The following is a 22790-nucleotide window of genomic DNA, read 5'->3' as shown; positions in this document are numbered from 1 at the left end:
AGTACTCATTTACACCTTGTAAACTCCGTCTTTTCGCCGATTTTTGCCTTGTCTGGCCATCGCTCGCCGACTTTTCTTACAAAGCCTAGTTGGCTTCCTTCACCAGCCCCAGGAAGGCATCCACCACGCGGTTGGGGCGGCGGTCGTGGCGGGTAATCAGCACGAACGGGATGCGATACGCGTAGTGCTGGGGCAGCAGGGCGCGCATCTTGCCTGCGCTGACCCACTGGGCGGCCACGTGTTCGGGGAGAAAGCCAATGAAGTGCCCGGTCAGGATCAGGAAGGCGCCGCCTTCCCGGTCTGACGCAGAGGCTCGACGGTTGAGTGCTTCGTGGGCCTGGCGGGCTTTTTCCGGTAGTGGGTAGCGGGGCTGTATGGCGGGGTACTGGGCAATGTCGCCTGCTTCGAGCCTCTCATCGGCCTGTGGAAACAAGGGGTGCTCTGCCGAGCAGTACAGGTATGACGGCTCGTCGTAAAGCCAGCGCGTCTCCAGGCTGGTCGGCAGGTTCACGGCAGGCACCACCCCGACGTGCAGGTGCCCATCCATGACGCCCCGGATCACCGCGTCCGAGGGTTCCATATGAATATTCACGGTCACCGCATGGTTGGGCGCCGTCAGCGCCGCCAGGGCGTGGGTAACGTTCATGGCGGGTAGCGTCACCAGGCTATCGGTGATGCCGATATTCAGCTCGCCCTTGATGGTGTGATGCAGTGCATTGACATCGCTTTTGAAGGTTTCGAGGGCGGTCAGCAGGGTCAGGCCGGCCTGGTAAATTTCCTTGCCTTCTTCGGTCAGGCTGAACCCACCGCGACCTCGCTGGCAAAGCGAAAACCCCAGGCGGCTCTCCAGGTCGCTCATGTGCTGGCTGATGGCCGAGCGGCTGATGCCCAGCGTCGTTTCTGCTGCGGTGAAGCCACCGCACTCCACCACGGTCTTGAAGATACGCACCAGGCGTATTTCGTAATCGCTCATTTGTCCCAGAGATGCCATGGCTGCCTCGTTGCCCTGCCGGTCATACCGATATGAGGATTTTGATGACGGTTTTTGCCAAAAATTGATATACATCAAAAAAACATCGCGCCACACTTCAACAGTCCCACCCATGTCTCGGGCTGGTGTATCTTCCTCTGTCTTTTTTCACTCTATCAGGTGCGCCCACGGGATGCCTGACTAAGGTATGCATGATGTCGCTCCCGCCGAGTGATGGACTCTCCCGACACCTTGATACGCTGCCTCGCCATCGTCGTTACCGCCATCGCGTCATTGCCATTTACATCGTGTCGCTGTGCGTGATGCTGGTACTGTTTGGCTGGCTGTTGAAAGGGCAGTACGAGCAAGAGCTGCAGGCCGCAGAAGCGCGGGCTGCTGCCCGCGCCAGCGTGGTGGCTGAATGGGCGAATGGCGTACTGGGGCAGAGCGCGCAGGCGCTGTTTGGGCTCGAAGAGCTGCTCGAACGTCAGACGGCAGGCGTGCCTGACCGTGAGGTGCAGGTTCAGGTAGCGCTGGAGAACCTGACGCGCTATCTGCCGTTGATCGATGAGCTTGGCGTGTTGAATGCAGACGGGCGCGCCTGGGTAAGCAGTGGCGACAACCGTCATGCGGGCAGGGACCTGAGCCAGACGGCACTGTTTCGAGGTTTCAGCCAGTCAGCGTATGACGAAGTGGTCACGCCGCTTTATTGGTCGGCCCTGGATCAGCGCTTCTATCTGTACCATGCGCGGCGGCTAGGCACTGCCGAGGGGGCGTTCAATGGTGTGGTGGTTGCTCGGCTGTTGCCCGAGATGTTCAGCGCTGCGTTGCGCCACATGGGGGTCGAGGAGGGCGAGAGTGTTGCGCTGGTCGATGCCAGCCTGAAACTGATTGCGCGCCATCCGGAACCTGCCCAAGGCGTGGCGCTGGGGCGTGAGATCGATGCAACGGCCTATCGGGACTGGCTGGTCAGCGATGATCGTCTGCACGTCTTCACCATGCAGTCACCGCTGGATGACAAAGAGCGCTTGTTTCACGTCAAACGTGTGGCCGACTACCCTGTTATGGTAGTGGTGGGGGTCGATGTTCAGCGCCTGTTGGCCAGCTGGCGTCAGCGTGCCTGGTTGCTGTCGGGTGTCATGGCTTTGCTGGGGGCGTTGGGGGCGTGGGTGGCTCGGCATTACCTGCACCGCTTGGCGCTGGGCTATCAGCTTCAGGCTCGACAGGTTCGCCTGGATGCGTTGATTCATTCCGTCCAGGATATGATTTTCGTCTTCGATGGCCAGGGGCGGTTTACCTATATCCACGCCCTGGATGCCGATAAGCTGCTGCTGGACAGTGCCCAGGCCTTGGGTAAATCCTACGCCGAGGTACTGCCCATGCCGTTGGCACAGGCCTTTGATGACGTGTTCCAGCAGGTGCAGCGCACTCGTCAGGTGGCCACGTTCGAGTATTCGCTGCCATTGGGCCAGCAGTCGCGCGATTTTCATGCCACCTTGAGCCCTCTGGTGAGCAGCACCCAACAACCGGACGAATTGGAAGGAGTGCTTTCCGTGACCCGTGAGGTAACTGACGCAAAACGCGCCGAAGTGGAGCTGCAAATTGCTGCCGCTGCATTTCAGGCACATTTGGGCATCATGGTGACCGATGCACGGGGCACGATCCTGAAAGTGAACGACACTTTCAAGCGCATCACCGGCTACAGTGATGCGGAAGTCGTGGGCAGGAACCCACGCATGTTCAGCTCTGGGCACCACAATGCCGCCTTCTACCGACGCTTATGGCGCAGCGTGCTCTCCACGGGAAGCTGGGAGGGAGAAATCTGGAACCAGCGCAAGAACGGCGAGCTGTTTCCCGAGTGGCTGACCATCAGTGCCGTGCACGACCGCAACGGCAGCTTGACCCACTATGTGGCCACCATGAGTGACATCAGCGAACGCAAGGCGGCCGAGCAGGAAATTCATCAGCTGGCGTTCTACGATCCGCTGACTGGCTTTGCCAACCGTCGCCTGTTCATCGACCGAATCGGCGTGGCCCTCAAGGAGCTGAATCGCCACCAGCGCTGCGGAGCGCTGATTCTGCTGGACCTGGATAGCTTCAATCATGTCAACGATACCCTGGGGCATCATATCGGTGATCGGCTGTTGCAGAACGTGGCACGCCGTTTTGGCCAGATGCTGCGCGATACGGACACTCTGGCGCGACTGGGCGGCGACGAATTTGCCGTGTTGGTCGAGGGAGTGGACGGCAGCCCGCGTAAAACGCAGGCGCTGGCCGAGCACATTGCCAACAAGCTGATGGCAGCGCTGGATATCCCGATCCAGGTGGGGGATGAGCAGGCGTCGGTCACGGCCAGCGTGGGCATCACCGTCATGGCCGACAGCCAGCGCAGTGCCGATGATTATCTGCAGCAGGCGGACATGGCACTTTCCCAGGCCAAGGCCAGTGGTCGACGCACGTTACGCTTTTTCGACCCCTCCATGCAGGCCGCGCTGCTGGCCAGAGTCAGGCTGGAGGCTGACCTGCGTCTGGCGCTGGATCACCAGCAGTGGCAGCTGCACTATCAGCCCCAGGTGGATGAACAGGGGCGCATCGTGGGCGTCGAAGCGCTGTTGCGCTGGCACCATCCTGAACGCGGGCTGGTGTCGCCCGGCGAGTTCATTCCGCTACTGGAAAGCACCGGCTTGATCAACGACGTAGGCGAGTGGGTGCTGGCGGCGGCCTGCCATCAGCTGGCAGCGTGGCAGCACCAGCCGGGGTTCGAGCAGTTGACCATTTCAGTCAATATCAGCCCTTTGCAGTTCCGCGAAAACGACTTTCTTGATCGGGTGGAGCAGGTGTTCCTGCGCACCCAGGCCCCGCTCGAGCGGTTGAAGCTGGAAGTTACCGAGACGCTTTTCGTCGAGGCACGAGACGACGCCCGCGACAAGATGCTGAGCCTGAAAGCGCGCGGCGTCCGCTTCTCGTTGGACGACTTCGGCACCGGCTACTCGTCGCTGGCGTATCTGGCACAGCTCCCGTTGGATCAGTTGAAGATCGACCAGTCCTTCGTCCAGCAGGTGCTCGAGAGCAGTGCCAATGCCGCCATCGTCGAAAGTACCATTGCCCTGGCCAAGAGCCTGAACCTGGATGTCATCGCCGAGGGGGTCGAAACCCCGGCGCATCAGGCCTGGCTCATGGCCCATGGGTGCCATGCGTTTCAGGGGTATTTGTTCGGGCGACCCATGCCGGTCGAAGAAATGGAGCAGGCCGTACGCGCGCAACGTCCCTTACCGCCAGGCCCCCAAAGCGCGTAGCTGATCAGGAAGCGTCGTATCAGCCAGAGGCAGCGTGCCCTCAGGGATAATCACCTCCAGCCGGGAGTCTTGTCGCCAGGCACTGGCGGCCACGCTCTGGGTACCTTCGGCGCGGTTGAGCTGCTTCCAGCCATCGTCCGTATGAAAGACGCCCTTCACCCTGGCGGTGGCGGGTAGCTCGCTCATCCATAGCGCCAAACGGTCCAGGTCGAAACGCTCGGCGGGGTGCCAACGCACGCCGGTGCTGGTATAGCCCAGGGCGCTGGCGGCCTGCTGCTGCGCCTTGCCGGGAGGCGGTGGGAAGTCGAAAAACGCCCCTTCGAGGCTGGGCCCCTGAGCAACCAGTGCCTGGTGCGCGGCGGGCATGGCGGCTGGCGCCGCAGACCGAGGGGCCGAAGGGCTCAGCAGGCGGTCAATGGGCAGGGGGCCTTGCTGAGTGCTATGCACCCATTTGCGCGGCGGCCAGAACGTGTCGATGAACTGCTCGGCCCGTGCATGTTGTTCGTCGCTGGCCATGTCGGCCAGAGTGATGACCACGGCATCGGCCATGGTCAACTGGTCTTGAAAAGTCTCATGCGCTCGCACGCGGGCTTCGTCCAGCCGACGCGGGTCGAGGGTGGCGATGATGTCCTGCACCGCCACCACGTCCTGAAAAGCCTCACCCTGCAGCAAATCCATCAGCCCGGCGGGGTGCCCAAGCCCCGAGGGCTCGATGATCACCCGGTCGGGTTTCTGGCGTGCCAGCAGATTGACCAGCGCCGCCTGCAGCACGAACGCCAGCTGGCAGCACAGGCAGCCGCCAGGCAGGCCCTTGACCACCACGTCATCACGGGCAGCGAACATGGTCTGGTCGATGCCGATCTGACCGAACTCGTTGACCAGAATGGCCCATTTTTCATGGGAGGGTTTCTGCTCGATCAGCTGATGAATCAGCGTGGTTTTCCCGCTGCCCAAAAAGCCGGTCACGATATGCACGGGTACGAGTGCCTCAAGCGCCAACGGCTCAACCTCCGGTCATGTTCATGAAGCGCACCACCTGAATATCACCATCGGTGGTGAAGTGGTGGCGCTCGGGCTTCAATGGCAGGGCGTCGATGATGGCCTGCTTGAGCGGCGCGATCTCGCCGGGATGACGGCGCAGCACCGCGCGCAGGTCCACCGAGTGTTCATTGCCCAGGCACAGCAGCAGGCGGCCCTCCACGGTGACGCGTACCCGGTTGCAGCTGTCACAGAAGTTATGGCTGTGGGGGGAGATGAAGCCCACGCGGCTGTCGCTGTCGGCCATCCTGAAGTAGCGTGAAGGCCCCGGCGTGCTCTCGGTGGTGGGGGTCAGCGGGTAGCGGGTTTCGATCAGCGCCTGCACGTCATCGCTGGAGTAGAAGGTCTCTGCTCGAGAGTGGTCCGATACATCCCCCAGCGGCATCTCCTCGATGAAGCTGATGTCCAGCTGCTCGCGGCGGGCAAAGCTCACCAGGTCGAGCACCTCGTCTTCGTTGCGCCCTTTCAGGATCACCGCGTTGAGCTTGATCCGAGTGAAACCAGCCTCTTTGGCTGCCTGAATGCCGTCCAGCACGCGGGCCAGCTCGCCCGTGCGGGTCAACTGCTTGAAGCGTTCGGGGTGCAGCGAGTCGAGGCTGATGTTGAGCCTGCGCAAGCCGCCCGCGTAAAGCCGCTTGGCATGCTTGCGCAGGCTCGCGCCGTTGGTGGTCATGGTGAAGTCATCCAGACCCGGCAGCGCGCCAATGTCGTCCACCAGCTGTTCGATGCCCTTGCGCACCAGCGGCTCACCGCCTGTCAGGCGAATTTTCTCCACGCCGAGTTCGGTAAACGCGCGGGCCACCAGGGCCAGCTCCTCCAGAGTGAGCACCTGGGCGCGCGGCAGAAAGGTCATCTCTTCGCTCATGCAGTAGACACAGCGAAAATCACAGCGGTCGGTCACCGATAGCCGCACATAGCGAACTCGGCGGCCAAAATCGTCGATCAGTTGTTCGGTCATTGCCAGCTCGTTATCGGTTGTATGCAGACCACCTCGCCTGGCTGGGCGCCTGCCTGGTCATCGCCAAGTTCGATCAGGCAGTTGGCGGCCACCATGGAGGTCAGAATCCCCGAGCCCTGGGCTCCGGTACTGCGCACATGCAGCGTACCCTGCGCATCGCAGTGGTAAACACCGCGGATGAAGTCAGTGCGCTGCAAGCGGCTCTTCAACGTGGTTTGGGCAATTGCCTCGAGCCGGGGCGGCGGCGCCGGGGGCAGGCCCTGCAACTGCCGCAGTAGCGGTACCACGAATTGCAGGAACGTCACCATGACCGCTACCGGGTTGCCCGGCAGGCCGATCAGGGGCGTTTGTGTAGCGCCCAGCTGTCCGCAGGCCATGGGCCGTCCGGGGCGTAGCGCTACCCGCCAGAAGGCCAGGCGGCCAAGCTTTTCCAGCGCCGCCCGAGTGTAGTCGGCATTGCCCACGGAAACCCCACCGCTGGTGATCACCAGATCGCTCTGGGTGGCGGCGCTGGCCAGTGCGGTTTCGATGGCGTCGAGGTCGTCGGGGAGAATGCCCAGATCCAGCACCTCGGCCCCCTGCTCGGCGAGCAGGCCCATCAGGGTAAATCGGTTGGTGTCGTAGACGCCTGCGCTGGGGAGTGGGCCGCCCGGTGGCGTCACCTCGTTACCGGTGGAGAAAATCGCCACCCGGGGGCGCCGATACACCGTGACGACGGCATGGCCCAGCGAAGCCACCAGCCCCATGCGAGCGGCGTCCAGTCGCGCGCCTGCGGCAAGGGCTACGCTGCCTTTGGCAATGTCTTCCCCGGCCTGGCGCACGTGCTGCCCGGCCGTGACCCGTTCGGGCGCATCGATGGTGGCACTGGCGCCATCGTCGATCAGCTGTTCACGCATGATCACCGTATCGGTACCGCGGGGGATCGGCGCACCGGTGGTGATGCGCACGCACTGGCCCGCAGGCACCTCGCCGGCAAACGCCTGCCCGGCGAAGGCGTCCCCCACGATGGGGAAATGGGTGGTGTAGGGAGGCGCTTTGGGCCAGGCCAGGGCCACGCCATCCATGGCGGCGTTGGTGTTTTGCGGTACATCGATGGGCGCAATGATGTCCTCTGCCAGCCGACGACCAAAAGCGCTGCTCAAGGCGACCTGCTCGGTGGCCACCGGCGACGCCACCAGCGTCATCAGCGCCTCGCGGGCAGCATCGACGCTGAGCATCTGCTCGCCCAGCTCGAAACACGACAGGCTCATGGGGTCTCCCGTGAGGACGTTGCCAGCGCCTGTTCCAGACGGGCTTTTTCCTCTTCGGTATTCAGGTTGGCGAACGCCTCAGGGCAGTCGGACATGTCCACGCGGCACCAGGCGTGGCGAGCGTACCAGCGGTCGATCTTGCGTTCGCCCTCGGCTAGAGTGGCGGCCAGGTCGTCGGCCAGCGAGGTGCGCAGCAGCGCCACCACGGGGTGCAGGCGCTCGCCGTCGAAGGCCACGGCGATATCGTGCGCGCCATCCTGCGTGACGATGCCTGCCACCATGCGCGCCACCAGGTCATGGGGCAGCGCGGGGGAGTCGCAGGGGGCAACCAGCAGCCACGGCGTGCGGGCGGCGCGCAGGCCGCTGTAAATGCCCATCAACGGGCCCTTGAAGCCGCCTTCGGCATCGGCGATCACTCGATCGGCAAACAGTGCGTATGCATCGCCATTGCGGTTGGCGTTGATCATCAGCTCATGGACGTGGCCGTCGAAGCGCTTGACGGTATGCGCCACCAGCGGCAGGCCTGCGAAGGGCTCGAGGCCCTTGTCACGGCCGCCCATGCGGCGGCCCTCACCCCCCGCGAGAATCATGCCGGTAAGGTCGTGTGTCGCGATCATATGCCTGCCTCCTTGGACGAGCGAGCGCTCGGCGGTTTGGGGGGAATGTCATCCAGCGTCAAGCGCCCCTCGGCGTTGATGGCCTGGAAGCTTTTGCCCTTGGCGCGGGCAATCAGCATCACGCCGAAGCGTTCGGCCAGCTCGACACCCTTCTGGGTCACCCCCGAGCGTGAGACCAGCACGCTGATGCCCATTTGTGCCACTTTCAGCACCATCTCGGAGGTCAGCCTGCCGGTGGTGTAGAAGATGTCGGCCTGCTGGCTGTTGGCCTGATTCAGCCACTGGCGACCTGCCAGGGTATCCACGGCGTTGTGCCGCCCTACGTCCTCGACGAAATCGAGCACCTGGGCCTGCTGGCACAGCGCGCAGCCGTGCACGGCGCCTGCGCTACGATACGTCTCGTTATAGTGGTTCAGGTTGGTCAGCAACTGATAGAGGGTCGACTGGGCCAGCGGCGTGGCGGGCAGCGCCGTGAGCGATGTTTGCTCCAGCAGCTTGCCAAACACCGTGCCCTGCCCGCATCCCGTGGTCACCGTGCGGGTCCCCAGGCGTGCTTCCAGGTCGTCGGGCAGGTGGCGCGTGACCACGGCGGCAGCCTCTACCTCCCAATCCACCTGCACCGCCGTGAGGTCTTCTGCCCGGTACAACAGCCCCTGGTTGCGCAGGTAGCCGACCACCAGCGCTTCGGGGTCATCGCCCAGGGTCATCAGCGTCACGATTTCACGCTTGTTGAGGTAGACCGTCAGGGCGCGTTCGGCGGCAATGGCCTGTTGGCAGGTCGCCCCGTAGGCATCCATCACGCTGATGGTGGTGGTGGCTGGCAGCCGGGCACGGCTTAACTGAAGGGCGGGCATGCGCAATCCTCACTGCTCCGCGTCACTGCCTCGCCCGATGGGCGCGGCGTTTAACGTAATAGTTGAGTAAAATAGTCTGAGTTGACGATGATGGCGCTCAAAAGGCTTACTTGTCTACCCGTTCAAGGTCTAAAGGGGCAACTCATGAGTGATAATCTGCGTGCCATTAGTGCCACCCTGGTGGCCGAACGAAAGACCATGGGGGCGTTTACCGTCACCCAGTGGCGTATCACCGAGCTGGTGCCCGGTGATCAGGGCGACCATGTGCTGCGTCTGCAGCTCTCCATGACCGAACGCGCGGCTTACCGCTTCAATCTGACCTCCGCTACCCCGCGGCTCTTCGTGCGCGCCGGGTTTACCGGGCAGCCAGCCAGGCCGGATGCCATTACCGCGAGCCAGGACGTGGCGGCGGGCTGGCTGGATGGCGAACAGCAGGTGCTGGAGGCGCCCATGCCGCTGGCCATTCAGGTATGGATCGAACGCTATCTGGCCCGTCATGGAGAAGCCCCCGTGGAGCAGCGCAAGAAAAAACGCAAAGGGGCAGGCCGCGCCCAGACGCTGCCCGACAAGGAGTGATCCAATGAGCCGATTAGAGCGTTGGTCGCGCAAAAAGCGTGGCCTTGAGAGCGATGCCGTCATGGCACCCGAGCCTGCCCAGGCAAGCGAGGAAGCGTCTGTGCTGCCTGAAGCACACCAGCAGCAGGAAGCCCCGGCCGACCCCGCTGAGCCCCCGGCACCCGCGCCCGGCAGCCTGGACGATACGCTCCCCGACCCTGATACCTTGCCCGCAGGAAGCGACTTCAGTGTCTTCATGGCGGCGGGGGTCAGTTCGACGCTGCGCCGCCGTGCCCTGCGCCGACTGTGGGCTACCGGCAACTACAACGTGCGTGACGGGCTGGATGATTACGATGCCGACTATACGCAGCAGTTGAAACCCATGGCCAGCGAGTTGGCAGGCAAGCTCCGGCGGTGGGCTCACCAGGCGGAAGAGGCCATCGAGGCGCCCCAGGAAGACGAGGCGCGCGCAGCAGGACCGCAAGAAACGCAGGCGACGTCCCTTGCCCAGGAGGAGACGACTTGCACAAGTGATGACAGTTTTGTACAAAGACTCGATCTAGACGACCAGTCTGATTTGCCTCATCACGCTCACAGTGAGCGTCCTGAACGATAGTTGTCTTTTTTATCATGGAGTTAGCGTTGGCCTAGCGGGCCACCGTTGACAGTGATACGACCAATGAAAGTGGCAAAAGGCGGCATAGCACCATACGCTGAAGGCATAAGGGAGGTGGCGTTACACCGCACTTGTGTCAAAATGACCATTAAAACGACCATTCAAATAATAAGAACGACCCATTGACCGTGAGCGTGCATGAACCAACGAATCCAACTGGCGTCGATTGACGACCAGCGCAACGCGGCCGCTCGTGAAGCGGTGCGTCGGCGTATCTCTTGGCCAGTCAATCTGACCCCCGCCAACGTTACCTACCATAGTCGTGGACACGTGGTGCTGATCGGTGCCGTTCAACCTGTGATAGCCGCCGCTCGCGCGCTGCAGCATCAGGGGCTGGCATCTCTGACGCTACTGACCTTGAACGACGCCGCCGAGCTGCCGGCGGGCAGTGAGCCCGTCATCGAGCAGCCCTTGAGTGCCGAGCAGCTGGCGCAGCTCACTATCACCGGGCATCTGGGCGCGTTTCATCTTCAGGTGCCGTTTTCACAGGGTGAAACGCTGGATCTGGCACAAGTGCTGGTCGAGCGTGACGCCTTCGATGTCGTGCTGGACCTGACGGCCCCCGACATGCTGCCCGCGATGCCATGGGAACTGCCGCCGCCTGGCTATTTACGACTCGCTCCCGAGGCTGCCGATGAGCAGCGCCAGCAAGTGCTGGAGAGTGCCGTCGAGCTGGTAGGCGAGTTCGACAAGCCCCGTTACTTCCAGGTCAATACCGACCTGTGCGCGCATTCGGCCAGTGGCAACGTCGGGTGTACCCGCTGCCTGGACGTCTGCCCGGCGGATGCCATCACCAGCATCAAGGGGCGTATCGAGTCCCGCATCGAGATAGATCCCTTTCTGTGCCAGGGCGTCGGTAGTTGCACCAGCGCCTGCCCCACCGGTGCCATCGAGTTCAGGCTGCCCGAAACGCGCCGTCAGCAGGATACGCTGGCCGCGTGGCTCGACGCCTACCGCGAAGCGGGGGGCGAAGTGCCCGTGCTGCGCTTCGTTACTCACGATACTCTGGAGCAAGAGCGCCAGGCGGGCGTGGTCACGCCAGGCCATCTCATCGATGTGCCGCTGGAAGAGTTGGGCGCGGCTGGCCACGACCAGTGGCTGACGGCCTTGGCCAGCGGCGCCTCTGAAGTACGTATTCAGCTTCACGAGGGCATGCCGCCCCGTTTGAGCACCTTTCTGAACCATCAGGTAGCGCTGGCCCATGGGTTGCTGGCAGCGCTTGGCCACGCCGTCGAACGTATCCAGCTGGTGGCGGCCAACGCCACTGACGCGCGCGATGCTCTGCCCAGCCTGCTGCCGTTGAGTGACACTGCCGTCAGCTTTCGCGAGCCCAACAAGCGCACGCGATTGAATCAGGTACTGGCACGCCTGGCCGCGCTGGGAACCCCCAGCGGCGAGCGTCAAGCGCTGCCGGAAGGCGCGGCCTACGGCGGCATCGACGTGGATAGCAGCGCCTGTACGTTGTGCTATGCCTGCGTCAGCAACTGCCCGACACCCGCGTTGCAGGCAGGCGGCGATACGCCGGTGCTCAGCTTCCTGGAAGCCGACTGCGTGCAGTGTGGCCTGTGCGAACAGGCGTGCCCGGAAAATGCCATCACGCTGGTGCCTGGTTTTCTGGCCGCGCCTGCCCGTGAAACGCGCCACGTGTGCCATGAAGAGCCTGCCTTTGAGTGTATCGGCTGTGGCAAACCGTTCGCGACGGTCAGCACGGTGGCCGCCATGAAAACCAAGTTGGCCAATCACCCCTATTTTGCCGGCGATGCGCTGGCGCGTCTGGAAATGTGTGAAGACTGCCGCGTGAAAGACGTCTGGAAAACCATGATGCGCGACCCTGACGCGCAGTTGAAGGTGTAACGCCATGAGTGAAACCGAGGCGATGCTCAGCGAGGTCGACGCGCTGCGCGGGGATATCTACCAGCTGCTGGCACGGCTGTTGCGCCAGTCGCCCGACGTCGAGCTCCTGGCCTGGCTGGCCGAGCTGGAGGTAGAACAGGACGGCACGCGGCTGGCCGAATGCTGGGCTGGCCTTGCCAAGGCAGCCGCCCAGGCCGACCCCGAGCGACTGCAGCGCGCCCACTTTCGCCATCTGGTGGGCGTCATTCAGGGCGATATCGTGCCTTATGCCTCCTGGTATCAGCAGGGTGAGCTCATGGAAGCCGCGCTGGTGGCGCTGCGCCGTGACCTGAGGGTGCTGGGCTTCGAGCGCAGTGAACGCACCCATGAGCCCGAGGATCACCTTGCCGCCGTGTGTGAAGTCATGGGCATGCTGGTAGAAGCCCAGGCACATGAGCAGGTAGCTTTTTTTCAGCAGCACTTGGCCCCCTGGGCAAAGCGCTGCTTCGACGATGTGGCTGACGTGGAGACTGCCTTCTATGCCGCGCTGGGCGCGCTAGGCAGTGCCTTCATGGAGAGCGAGCAGGCGCGTATCAGCGACCGAGCCGCCCATCAGCCAGTACGACTCGTGACCTGACCCTGGTTCGCGGTCAGTGAATAGCCGGGCCAGCGGCCCAAGCATAACAAGCATGACAGTGGAGAACCCTATGCACACGTCACATAACCCTGAACGGCGTCGGTTCATGAAGACCGTTGGCCTGGGCACCGCAGCAGCAGGTGCGGCAGCGGCGGTCGGTCACGTTACCCTCGTACAGGCGAGCGACAAGACGCCCAGCCAACGTGAAGCCCAGTCGGTGAATTACCGCGAGACGGATCACGTTCGTGCCTACTACGCCTCGCTGCGTGACTGACGGCGACCATCAGGAGATTTGCCATGCGCTTAACTCGTAAAACTCAAGCTCCGGCCGCGTCTGGGCTGGGTATCTCTCGTCGCCAATTCCTCAAGCGTACCGGCGCGGGTACGGCCGGTGTTGCGGCGGTTGGTTTCATGGGCGCGCCGATGATGCAGCGCACCGAAGCGGCGAACAAGACCCCGGTGCTCGACTCCCCCGTCGAAACCAAACGCACCATCTGCTCCCACTGTTCAGTGGGGTGTGGCGTGTATGCAGAAGTGCAGGAGGGCATCTGGACCAAGCAGGAGCCAGCCTTCGACCACCCGATCAACCGTGGCGCCCACTGTGCGAAAGGCGCCTCTCTGCGCCAGCACGGCCACTCCACGCGCCGCCTGAAGTACCCGATGAAGCTGGTCGCGGGTGAATGGCAGCGCCTGAGCTGGGACGACGCCGTCAATGAGATCGGCGACAAGCTGCTGGAACTGCGGGACGCCTATGGCCCCGATAGCGTCTACTGGCTGGGCTCGGCCAAGTTCAACAACGAGCAGGCGTATCTGATGCGCAAGCTCGCCTCCATGTGGGGTACCAACAACACCGATCACCAAGCGCGTATCTGCCACTCCACCACGGTAGCGGGTGTGGCCAATACCTGGGGCTACGGGGCGATGACCAACTCGCTCAACGATATGCACAACAGCCGCTCCATGCTGTTCATCGGCTCCAACCCCAGTGAAGCCCACCCGGTGGCGATGCAGCACATCCTGATTGCCAAAGAGCGCAATAACTGCGACATCATCGTTGCCGATCCGCGCTTCACGCGTACGGCCGCCAAGGCCAACAAGTACGTGCGCATCCGCCCTGGCTCCGATGTGGCCTACATCTGGGGCCTGTTGTGGCACATTTTCGAAAACGGCTGGGAAGACCGCGAATACATCAACCAGCGCGTCTACGGCATGGATGAAGTGCGTGCCGAAGTCGCCCAGTTCCCGCCCAGCGTCGTGGAAGACATCACCGGCGTCTCGGAAGCCGACATGTTCGAGGTGGCCAAGCGGCTTTCCGACAACCGTCCGGGCTGTGTGATCTGGTGTATGGGCGGTACTCAGCACACCACCGGCAATAACAACACCCGCGCCTACTGCATCCTGGAGCTGGCACTGGGCAACATCGGCAAGTCGGGCGGTGGTGCCAACATCCTGCGTGGTCACGACAACGTACAGGGTGCCACCGATATGGGCCTGGGGTCTGATTCACTGCCGGGTTATTACGGTTTGGCCGAAGAAGCATGGCAGCATTGGGCTACCGTATGGGATGTAGAGTACGAGTGGCTGAAAGGGCGTTTCGACGATACCGAGTACGCCGACGGCAAACCCATGTACACCAACGGCATCACCGTGTCGCGCTGGGTGGATGGCGTACTGGAAGAGGACGAGAACATCTCCCAGCGCACCGCGCTGAAAGCGATGTTCTACTGGGGCCACGCGGTCAACTCGCAAACCCGCGGCGTTGAAATGCAAAAGGCCATGCAGAAGCTCGAGATGATGGTCATCGTCGACCCGTATCCCACCGTCGCGGCCGTCATGCACGACCGCACCGACGGCGTCTACCTGCTGCCTGCCGCCACCCAGTTCGAAACCACCGGTAGCGTTACCGCCACCAATCGCTCGATCCAGTGGCGTGACCAGGTCATCGAGCCGCTGTTCGAGTCCAAGCCCGATCATGAAATCATGTACCTGTTTGCCCGCAAGCTGGGCTTCGGTAATGAGCTGGTCAAGAACTATGAAATGAACGGCGACGAGCCGCTGATCGAAGATATTCTGCGTGAAATCAACAGCGGCATGTGGACGGTGGGTTACACCGGCCAAAGCCCGGAGCGTCTGAAAGAGCACCAGCAAAACTGGCATACCTTCAGCTTTGAAAATCTGCGTGCCCAGGGTGGCCCCTCGGATGGCGACTACTACGGTTTGCCGTGGCCCTGCTGGGGCACCCCGGAATTCCGTCACCCGGGTTCACCGAACCTCTACGACACCAGTATTCCGGTCATGGAAGGCGGCATGGGCTTCCGCGCCCGCTTTGGCATCGAGCGTAACGGCGTCAACCTGCTGGCCGAAGGCTCGGCCCCGGTAGGTGGCGACATCGACGACGGCTATCCGGAGTTCAACGACCAGTTGCTGAAAGACCTGGGCTGGTGGGATGACCTGACGGCCGAAGAGAAAGAGGCTGCTGAAGGTAAAAACTGGAAAACCGACTTCTCCGGCGGTATCCAGCGCGTTGCTATCGAACACGGCTGTGCCCCTTACGGTAATGCCAAGGCCCGTGCTGTCGTGTGGACCTTCCCGGATGCCGTGCCCAAGCACCGCGAGCCGCTCTACACCACGCGGCGTGATCTGGTCGAGCGTTATCCCACGTGGGACGACTTCGACTCCATCATGCGCCTGCCCACGCTCTACAAGACCATCCAGGATCGTGACAACAGCGCGGACTACCCGATCATTCTGACGTCTGGCCGCCTGGTCGAGTACGAAGGTGGGGGTGAAGAAACCCGCTCCATGTCCTGGCTGGCGGAGCTGCAGCAGGAAATGTTCGTCGAGATGAACCCTGCCGATGCCAACGATATCGGCGTACGTGACGGAGACGATGTCTGGGTCGAAGGCGCCGAGGGCGGCCGCGTCAAGGTGAAAGCCCTGGTGACGCCCAGGGTGGATCGCAAGGTGGCCTTCATGCCGTTCCACTTTGGCGGCATCTTCCAGGGCGAGAACCTGCATGATCGCTACCCGGAAGGCACGGCGCCCTATGTTCAGGGCGAGGCAGCCAACACGGCGACCACTTACGGCTACGACCCGGTGACACTGATGCAAGAGACCAAGTGCACCATTTGTCGTATTGAGCGCGCTTGAACCGATAACGCGCGACCCGACCAGATAGCAGGCCGATGCGGCAATGTCCGCATCGGCAAGAGGAGAACACCATGGCTCAAATGAAATTCATGTGTGATGCCGAGCGCTGCATCGAATGCAACGGCTGCGTCACCGCCTGTAAAAATGCCAACGACGTCGAGTGGGGCATTCAGCGCCGCCGCGTGGTCACGCTGAACGACGGTGAAGCCAGCGAAATGTCGATTTCGGTGGCCTGCATGCACTGTGACGACGCCCCTTGCATGGCTGTCTGTCCCACCGACTGCTTCTACAAGACCGACGACGGTATCGTGCTGCACGACAAGGACCTGTGCATCGGCTGCGGCTACTGCCTGTATGCCTGCCCCTTCGGCGCACCCCAGTTCCCCAAGCAGAACGCCTTTGGCGAGCGCGGCAAGATGGACAAGTGCACCTTCTGCGCAGGCGGCCCGGCAGAAAGCAAGGAAGAGGAGTACCAGAAGTACGGTTCCAACCGTATTGCCGAAGGCAAGCTGCCGCTGTGCGCCGAGATGTGCTCGACCAAAGCGCTGCTGGCAGGTGATGCGCAGGACGTTGCCGACATCTTCCGTCAGCGTGTCGTCCATCGTGGCCACCCGGATGGAGCGTGGTCGAACAATCCCCAGGCCAGCACCGACAACCTTGCCTACGATGCTGCCCGTAAAGGCTAAGGAGGCGTGTCATGACCACAATGACCATGACCACCGTTGAAATGCCTGCATCGGCCAACGGGCATGCCGCCCGTGGGTTGAAGCGTATCTGGCACCTGTGCCTGATGCTGCTACTGCTGGTCGCCAGCCTCGGTGTGAGCCAGCTGGCCGTGGCCCAGGCGGACCCGCAACGGGAAATGTCCACCGCCGCCCCTGGCATTACGGCCGAGCAGTGGCGCCAGGTACGCAGCGGTGAAACCGGCCCGAACTATCGTGATTCGCGTCACGACAGCAACTACAATCTGATCAACGCCAGCGGTGAAACGTGGCGGATTCTGCGCAATCGCTGGGTCTCGCCATTTGGCCTGATTGCCATTCTGGGCATGGCCAGCGTGATCACGCTGTTCTACCTGGTGATTGGCCGCAAGCATCTGGACGAGCCGCGTACCGGCCGCAAGCTGCTGCGCTGGCCGCTGTTCATGCGCGCGCTGCACTGGACGGTGGCGACGCTGTTCATCACCCTGGCGCTGACCGGTCTCAACCTGCTGTATGGCAAGTTCGTCTTCCGCTCGCTGTTTGGCGACGCGGTATGGGCCTGGATGATTGCGGCCTCCAAGGTGCTCCACAACTACCTGGGGCCACTGTTCGGCATCCTGCTGATCGTGCTGCTGGTCAAGCTGCTGAAGGACAATATCCCCAAGAAGCATGACCTGCAGTGGTTCAAGCAGGGCGGCGGCCTGGTCGGTAAAGGCCACCCGGATGCAGGCTTTGCCAACGGCGGTGAAAAAGCCTGGTACTGGCTGCTGGCTACCGCAGGGCTGTTGGTCGTGGCCAGTGGCTTCGTGCTCGACTTCCCGAACTACGGGCAGAGCCGCGATACCATGCAGTGGGCCAACATCATCCATGCCGTGGGCGCGCTGGGCTTGACTGCCGTGGCGCTGGGGCACATCTACATCGGTACGGTAGGGACCGAAGGGTCGCTGGAGGGCATGACCACCGGCTACGTGGACGAAACCTGGGCCAAGGAGCACCACAACTTGTGGTACGAAGAGGTCAAGGGACAGTCGCTGAGCGAGGAAGAGGTGGCTGCTCAGAAGGCGGGCGACAGCAGCGAGCCATCGACAAGGCCGAGCTGACACCTCTGCCTGTCATGGCAAGAGAACGCCCCATGACACCGCCCTCGGGCGGTGTCTTTTGTTATGCTGCATATCAACCCTGTTTTGAAAAAGGAATCCGCATGGCTACGTTCGATGAACTGGATACCGCAACCCGCACGGAGCTGGAAGCCGCTGCATTTCGTCGCTTGCTCAAGCACCTGGATGACAACAAGGACGTGCAGAACATCGACCTGATGATTCTGGCGGACTTCTGCCGTAACTGTCTCTCCAAGTGGCTGGTCAGCGCAGCCGATGAGCGCGGCACGCCTCTGGAAATGGACGCTGCCCGCGAGTATGTCTATGGCATGCCCTACAGTGAATGGAAAGCCAACCACCAGGGCGAGGCCACCCCGGAGCAGTTGGCGGCACTCGACGCTCGCCAGGCGCGCAAGAAAGCCCCTTCACAGAACGAGTCCCCTTCACAGAACGAGCCAAAGGAGTAGCGCCAATGGATGCCATGGAAGCCCTGAATATTGCGGTGCTCACCGTCTCGGACACCCGCACCGAAGAGACCGACCGCTCGGGTCAGTCGCTGGTTCAGCGGCTGACCGAGGCCGGGCATACGCTGGCCGACAAGTGTATCGTGCCGGACGACGTGTACCAGATTCGTGCCGTAGTGGCCCAGTGGATCGCCGACCCCGGCGTGCAGGTGGTGCTGACCACCGGTGGCACCGGCTTCACCGGTCGTGACTCCACTCCAGAAGCGGTCTCGGTGCTGTTGGACAAGCGCATCGAGGGATTCGGCGAGCGCTTTCGCCAGCTGAGTGGCGACGAAATCGGCAGCTCAACCATTCAAAGCCGCGCCCTGGGCGGTTTTGCCAACGCCACGGTGGTGTTTTGTCTGCCGGGCTCCACCGGTGCCTGCCGCACCGGGTGGGACAGCATTCTGGCCGAGCAGCTGGATAGCCGCCATAAGCCCTGCAACTTTGCCAACCTGGTCATTCCCGGCCGGGGGCAGCATGGCTGAGCAACGCGCAGAACATCAGCCACCGCCACTGCAACCCATCAGCGCCGCTCTCGATGCGCTACTGGCGGGGCTGGTACCGCTGACCGCCGAGCAGGTGCCGCTTGAAGAGGCGGCGGGTCGGGTGCTGGCCGAGCCGGTGATGGCAACGCTGGACGTGCCGCCCTTCGATAACAGCGCCATGGATGGTTACGCGCTGCGCGCCAGCGACGCGGGCAAGCGGCTGCCGGTCAGTCAGCGGATTGCTGCCGGAAGCCTGGCCCAACCGCTGGCAGAAGGCAGCTGCGCGCGGATCTTTACCGGGGGCCAGATCCCGGCAGGCGCGGATTGCGTGGTCATGCAAGAGCGCGTCACCCTGGACGACGGCCACGCGGTGATTCCCCATGACGTACCCGCGGGTGACAACGTCAGGCTCAAGGGGCGTGACGTGCAGCGTGGAGACGTGCTGCTCAAGGCGGGGCAGCGCCTGGAAGCGGCTGCGCTAGGGCACTTGGCGGGGCAAGGGGTGACCGAGGTCAGCGTGCGCCGTCGTCCCCGGGTGGCGCTGCTCTGCACCGGCGACGAGATCGTCGACCCGGGCACGCCCTTGCAGCCTGGCCAGCTCTATAACTCCAATCGCCCGATGCTGACGCGTTTGCTGGAGCGCTTTGGTGCCGAGGTAGTGCAGCGGGTCAGCGTTCCCGACGACTATGCCCGCACCGTCGAGATTCTCGAACAGGCAGCCGCCGTGGCCGATGTGGTGGTCAGCACCGGTGGTGTCAGCGTGGGGGAAGAGGATCACGTCAAGGCAGCGCTGGAGTCGCTGGGGCAGCTGGATATGTGGAAGCTGGCCATCCGCCCCGGCAAGCCGCTGGCGCTGGGACGCCTGCCGGCCGAGGCAGGGCGCGAGGCGCGCTTTGTCGGCCTGCCGGGCAACCCGGTGTCGGGGTTCGTCGGCGCCTGGCTCTTTTTACGCCCGCTGATGGGAGCGTTGTCGGGGTGCCCTGCGCTTGCGTCACTGCCAGAGATCACCGCGAAGGCGCAGTTCACCACCGAGACAGGGCCACGGCAACACTACATGCGCGTGGCGCTGCGCTTTGGCGTTCAGGGAATCGAGGCGGTGGCGTTTGAAGACCAGAACTCGGCGGTGCTCTCCTCGTGTATCGAGGCCGATGCGCTGGCCGTCATCGATGCTCACCAGCAGATAGCCCCAGGGGAGGCCGTGCGCTGCCTATGGCTGGAGCACTGACGGCGACAGCCGTTGGCCATCCAGCAGCAAGGTCAGACGTTGCTGTTCCAGCATCAGCCCGCACAGCGCGGGCATGCGCGTGCGGGCCGCCACCAGCGCGGGCAGTGGATGCAGCTGGACGACCGGCAGGCGTGCCAGCCGACTCTCCGAGCCAATGCCCAGTTGCCATGGGCCTGCGGCGTCGCGCAGGGTCAGCCAGCGGCTTGGGGAGCTGGCAAGCTGGAATAACAGCATGTCGGCATTGGCGTGGCGCGGCTGACAACAGTGGCTATCGATGCGCTGAACATAGCGCGCGTCGATGGCCACCTGATAACCGCCTGCCTGAAAGACCACGCAGGTCACGGTTCGAGTGCCATCGTGGCCTGTTTGCTCGCTGTTCACGGCTCAGCCCAGCCCCTGCTGGTAGGCTTTCAGCAGGGCATCGGGGTCGAGCAGGGCCGTGGCCACACGGGCATCTTCGGGCTGCCAAAGCGCGCTGACGAAAGGGCGCAGTGCGTCAGGCAGCGTTTCGGGGGGCGCTTTGAAGGCGCTGAGGGGCAAGTCGCACACGTCGTTCAACTGGTCGATACGCACGGCGGTGCGTATTCCTGCACTGCGTACCATCAGCAGCATGCCTTCGGCGTTGCTCTCGGTCAGCCCCAGGAGCGGCTGTAGCCGAACCAGCGACTCGATGGTGCCACGCAGATGAATGACGCCTTCGGTAGAGGAGGGCAGGCCAGGCACGAAATAGACCGGCGTGTCGCCTTTGAGGATCTCCGTCACGGCCGTACCCGGCAACGCATAGGGTTGGCCGGACAGCGTGAACAGCACCACCTGCTGGCAGGGCTCTTCCACATCGACGATACCGCCATCCTCGGCATGGATGGCATCTTCAAGGGATATGCTTGCTTCGTCATGCCCCGCGGGGCGCGAATCCGTCATGATCCTGCTCCGTGCTGATGACCACCTGGTTGCGCCCTTGGTGCTTGGCACGGTACAGCGCCTGGTCGGCGCTGAGGCGCAACGATTCGGTAGAAGGGTGTTCGGGGAAGCTGCTGATGCCTGCGCTGAAAGTGCAGCGGAAGCGTTTGCCACCCGCGTGAAAGTCCACCTGTTCGAAGTCACGGCGCAGCTCGTCGATCAGTTCTCCTGCCCGCTGGTCGTCGACCCCTTTGAGCAGTACCACGAACTCCTCGCCGCCATAACGGCCAATGATGTCCGACATGCGCAAGCGTGTTTTCAGCAGCCGTGCCAGGGTGATGATGACTTGGTCCCCCGCCAGATGGCCGTGGGTATCGTTGACCGCCTTGAAGTGATCGATGTCGATCATGGCCATGGCATGCTGGGTCTTTTCTCGGTAAGCCTGAGCCAGTGCCTTGCTGATCATCTCGGTGGTGGTGCTGTGGTTGTAGAGGCCGGTCATGCTGTCCCGGGTCATCAGAGAGCGTAGCAGCCGCAGGCGTTCGGCGCGCAGTTTCACCGCCGAGACAAGCTCGTCGGGCACCACGGGCTTGGTGATGAACGCCTCGACGCCAGCCGTCATGGCGGACAGCTGTTTCTGGCTGTCGGTCTCGCTGGAGAGATAGATGATCGGCAGGCCGACGTACTCGGGCTGCTGGCGGATGATGTTGGCCAGCTCTTCACCGGAGCACACCGGCATATAGACATCCACCAGCAGCAGGTCGGGGCTGAAGCGTTCGAGCGCGCTCAGTGCGTCGGCGGGGTGGTTCACCTGTTGCACCACCATGCCCGCTTCTTCCAGCAGCAGCGCATGATACGCGGCAACCTCCGGCTCGTCGTCTACCACCATGACACGTAGCGGCTCGTCTTCGGTGGGGGTGGTCAGCTCGTCCACGGCCAGCATCAGGTCAAGGGGCTTCACGGGCTTGGTGAAATAGCCGTTGCAACCGGCGCGCACGGCGCTCAGACGCGACAGAAAATCGCCATGAGCCGACAGCACGATGGAGGGTAGCCGTTCGCCGGTGAGCTTGTTCAAGCTGGTGAGCGTTTCCGTGCCAGCCGTGTGGCCCTGGGGAAACTGCACATCCATGATGATGGCATCCGGACGACGCGTGATCACGGCGTTGAAGAACGCATCGGTCGTCTCGAAGTGCACCACTTCGTGGCCGAAGCAGCGCAAATGATGCAGCAGTTGACTGACCTGGTCAGGTTCGTCGTCGCACAGGTAAATCAGCCGTTGGCGTTTGCTGCGGGTTTGCGCTGGCGTCGGCGAGAACTCCACGCTCTGCTGCGCGGCCAGCGCTCGCTGCTGCCCCGGCAGTGACTGCAAACGCTGCTGCTCTTCGGCCAGCTGTTCGAGTATCTGGACGATCAGCTCTTCCTGCGGTGACGCCTCGCTGAGTGCGGCTTCACCCTGGTCGGCCAGTACCGCAATACGCTCGAACCCCAGTGAACGCCCGGTCCCTTTCAAACTATGGAAGAAACGGTGCAGCTCGGGGGCCAGGCGTGCTTCCGCTTCTGCCGAGATGCGGCTTTGCTGCCACTGTTCGGCGGTTTGCTGAAGGCGGCCAGGCAGCTGGGCAATGAACCGTTGGCGCAACTGGTTGAGCTTGTCGTGCAGCGAAGAAGACATTGGGCTACCTGTTGAAGGCCTGGGCAACGGCCTGCCCTAGCGTCGTCTCTAGCTCGGCGTCCTTCTGCAGACAGGCGCTCAGGCCAGGTGTCTGCATCAGGGCTGCCGTCGGAGTATCGCCGGTGAGCAGGATGAACGGCAGGTCCACCTGCTGCTCGCGAAGCATGTCCAGGAGCTCGACGCCGCTCACCAGCGGCATGTGCATGTCGCTGACGATCAGTGCCACGTCCTCATGCGCTTCCAACTGACGAATGGCCTCCATGGCGTCCTCGGCCAGCACCGTCTCATGGCCTTGAAACTCCAGCAGTGCAGCGGTCATTTCCCCAGCTAGTGGGTCGTCGTCTACGACCAGTATTCGCATGATCACTCT

22 protein-coding genes are annotated in these 22790 nt (G+C 62.9%); 12 read left to right on the top strand and 10 right to left on the bottom strand.

Going from position 1 to position 22790, the window contains the following annotated elements; translation table 11 throughout:
• Positions 1-85 precede the first annotated feature (85 nt).
• A complete protein-coding gene (locus tag IE091_RS09260) occupies positions 86-991 on the bottom strand; it encodes a LysR family transcriptional regulator (protein WP_189463495.1) in 906 nt (301 codons plus the stop codon).
• 194 nt (positions 992-1185) lie between these two features.
• Here IE091_RS09260 and IE091_RS09255 point away from each other — a divergent pair, with 194 nt between their 5' ends.
• The gene (locus IE091_RS09255; RefSeq protein WP_189463494.1) at positions 1186-4266 is read left to right on the top strand and encodes a bifunctional diguanylate cyclase/phosphodiesterase; all 3081 of its coding nucleotides are present in this window, start codon (positions 1186-1188) and stop codon (positions 4264-4266) included.
• On the opposite strand, the gene IE091_RS09250 is transcribed toward IE091_RS09255, so the two are convergent.
• From IE091_RS09250 to IE091_RS09230, 5 genes are read right to left on the bottom strand one after another with little or no spacing between them, the layout of a single operon-like run.
• A complete protein-coding gene (locus tag IE091_RS09250; protein WP_189463493.1) occupies positions 4240-5265 on the bottom strand; it encodes a CobW family GTP-binding protein in 1026 nt (341 codons plus the stop codon). The two genes, IE091_RS09255 and IE091_RS09250, sit on opposite strands and share 27 nt — an antisense overlap.
• A 4-nt stretch (positions 5266-5269) precedes the next feature.
• Positions 5270-6262 (bottom strand): GTP 3',8-cyclase MoaA, encoded by a 993-nt coding sequence (gene moaA / locus IE091_RS09245; protein WP_039175137.1) that lies wholly within the window; start codon positions 6260-6262, stop codon positions 5270-5272.
• Positions 6259-7512 (bottom strand): molybdopterin molybdotransferase MoeA, encoded by a 1254-nt coding sequence (moeA, locus tag IE091_RS09240; protein WP_189463492.1) that lies wholly within the window; start codon positions 7510-7512, stop codon positions 6259-6261. The genes moaA and moeA overlap by 4 nt, the downstream gene beginning before the upstream one ends.
• The gene (gene mobA, locus IE091_RS09235; protein WP_096922022.1) at positions 7509-8129 is read right to left on the bottom strand and encodes a molybdenum cofactor guanylyltransferase MobA; all 621 of its coding nucleotides are present in this window, start codon (positions 8127-8129) and stop codon (positions 7509-7511) included. Before mobA ends, moeA begins: the two co-directional genes overlap by 4 nt.
• Positions 8126-8983, bottom strand: coding sequence for a formate dehydrogenase accessory sulfurtransferase FdhD (locus IE091_RS09230; protein WP_096922023.1), 858 nt, complete (start codon positions 8981-8983; stop codon positions 8126-8128). The genes mobA and IE091_RS09230 overlap by 4 nt, the downstream gene beginning before the upstream one ends.
• Positions 8984-9127: 144 nt before the next feature.
• Between IE091_RS09230 and IE091_RS09225 the strand changes: the two genes are divergently transcribed.
• The 11 genes from IE091_RS09225 to IE091_RS09175 all read left to right on the top strand — a co-directional run bounded on the left by IE091_RS09225 (position 9128) and on the right by IE091_RS09175 (position 19848).
• A complete protein-coding gene (locus tag IE091_RS09225; protein WP_039175141.1) occupies positions 9128-9559 on the top strand; it encodes a DUF3305 domain-containing protein in 432 nt (143 codons plus the stop codon).
• Between the two features lie 4 nt (positions 9560-9563).
• Positions 9564-10154 (top strand): DUF3306 domain-containing protein, encoded by a 591-nt coding sequence (locus tag IE091_RS09220; RefSeq protein ID WP_189463491.1) that lies wholly within the window; start codon positions 9564-9566, stop codon positions 10152-10154.
• Positions 10155-10352: 198 nt separating this feature from the next.
• Positions 10353-12068 carry a 4Fe-4S binding protein gene (locus tag IE091_RS09215; protein ID WP_189463490.1) on the top strand — a complete coding sequence of 572 codons (1716 nt, stop codon included), beginning with the start codon at positions 10353-10355 and terminating at the stop codon, positions 12066-12068.
• Between the two features lie 4 nt (positions 12069-12072).
• A complete protein-coding gene (locus IE091_RS09210; protein ID WP_189463489.1) occupies positions 12073-12684 on the top strand; it encodes a TorD/DmsD family molecular chaperone in 612 nt (203 codons plus the stop codon).
• 70 nt (positions 12685-12754) lie between these two features.
• On the top strand, positions 12755-12958 hold the full coding sequence (locus tag IE091_RS09205; protein WP_016915149.1) for a twin-arginine translocation signal domain-containing protein: 204 nt from the start codon (positions 12755-12757) through the stop codon (positions 12956-12958).
• A gap of 23 nt (positions 12959-12981) precedes the next feature.
• Positions 12982-15834, top strand: a complete 2853-nt coding sequence (locus IE091_RS09200; RefSeq protein ID WP_189463488.1) for a molybdopterin-dependent oxidoreductase — start codon at positions 12982-12984, stop codon at positions 15832-15834.
• A 71-nt stretch (positions 15835-15905) separates the two neighbouring features.
• On the top strand, positions 15906-16520 hold the full coding sequence (gene fdh3B / locus IE091_RS09195) for a formate dehydrogenase FDH3 subunit beta (protein WP_016915147.1): 615 nt from the start codon (positions 15906-15908) through the stop codon (positions 16518-16520).
• A 20-nt stretch (positions 16521-16540) separates the two neighbouring features.
• Positions 16541-17635 carry a formate dehydrogenase subunit gamma gene (locus tag IE091_RS09190; protein WP_039175321.1) on the top strand — a complete coding sequence of 365 codons (1095 nt, stop codon included), beginning with the start codon at positions 16541-16543 and terminating at the stop codon, positions 17633-17635.
• Between the two features lie 101 nt (positions 17636-17736).
• Positions 17737-18099, top strand: coding sequence for a DUF1244 domain-containing protein (locus tag IE091_RS09185; RefSeq protein WP_081194739.1), 363 nt, complete (start codon positions 17737-17739; stop codon positions 18097-18099).
• A 5-nt stretch (positions 18100-18104) separates the two neighbouring features.
• Positions 18105-18623 (top strand): molybdenum cofactor biosynthesis protein B, encoded by a 519-nt coding sequence (gene moaB / locus IE091_RS09180; RefSeq protein WP_189463487.1) that lies wholly within the window; start codon positions 18105-18107, stop codon positions 18621-18623.
• Positions 18616-19848, top strand: a complete 1233-nt coding sequence (locus IE091_RS09175; protein ID WP_189463486.1) for a molybdopterin molybdotransferase MoeA — start codon at positions 18616-18618, stop codon at positions 19846-19848. The genes moaB and IE091_RS09175 overlap by 8 nt, the downstream gene beginning before the upstream one ends.
• On the opposite strand, the gene IE091_RS09170 is transcribed toward IE091_RS09175, so the two are convergent.
• From IE091_RS09170 to IE091_RS09155, 4 genes are read right to left on the bottom strand one after another with little or no spacing between them, the layout of a single operon-like run.
• Positions 19831-20229 (bottom strand): hypothetical protein, encoded by a 399-nt coding sequence (locus IE091_RS09170; RefSeq protein WP_052196295.1) that lies wholly within the window; start codon positions 20227-20229, stop codon positions 19831-19833. The genes IE091_RS09175 and IE091_RS09170 overlap by 18 nt on opposite strands.
• Before the next feature lie 3 nt (positions 20230-20232).
• Positions 20233-20769 carry a chemotaxis protein CheW gene (locus tag IE091_RS09165; protein ID WP_039175149.1) on the bottom strand — a complete coding sequence of 179 codons (537 nt, stop codon included), beginning with the start codon at positions 20767-20769 and terminating at the stop codon, positions 20233-20235.
• A complete protein-coding gene (locus IE091_RS09160) occupies positions 20741-22420 on the bottom strand; it encodes a diguanylate cyclase (RefSeq protein WP_096922031.1) in 1680 nt (559 codons plus the stop codon). Before IE091_RS09160 ends, IE091_RS09165 begins: the two co-directional genes overlap by 29 nt.
• Positions 22421-22424: 4 nt before the next feature.
• Positions 22425-22781, bottom strand: a complete 357-nt coding sequence (locus IE091_RS09155) for a response regulator (RefSeq protein ID WP_096922032.1) — start codon at positions 22779-22781, stop codon at positions 22425-22427.
• Positions 22782-22790: the final 9 nt, after the last annotated feature.

Origin of the sequence: Vreelandella hamiltonii (genome assembly GCF_014651775.1) — a bacterium.
GTDB lineage: Bacteria > Pseudomonadota > Gammaproteobacteria > Pseudomonadales > Halomonadaceae > Vreelandella > Vreelandella hamiltonii.
Note: the sequence above shows the minus strand (reverse complement) of the source record. Positions and strands in the feature narration are given on the sequence as shown.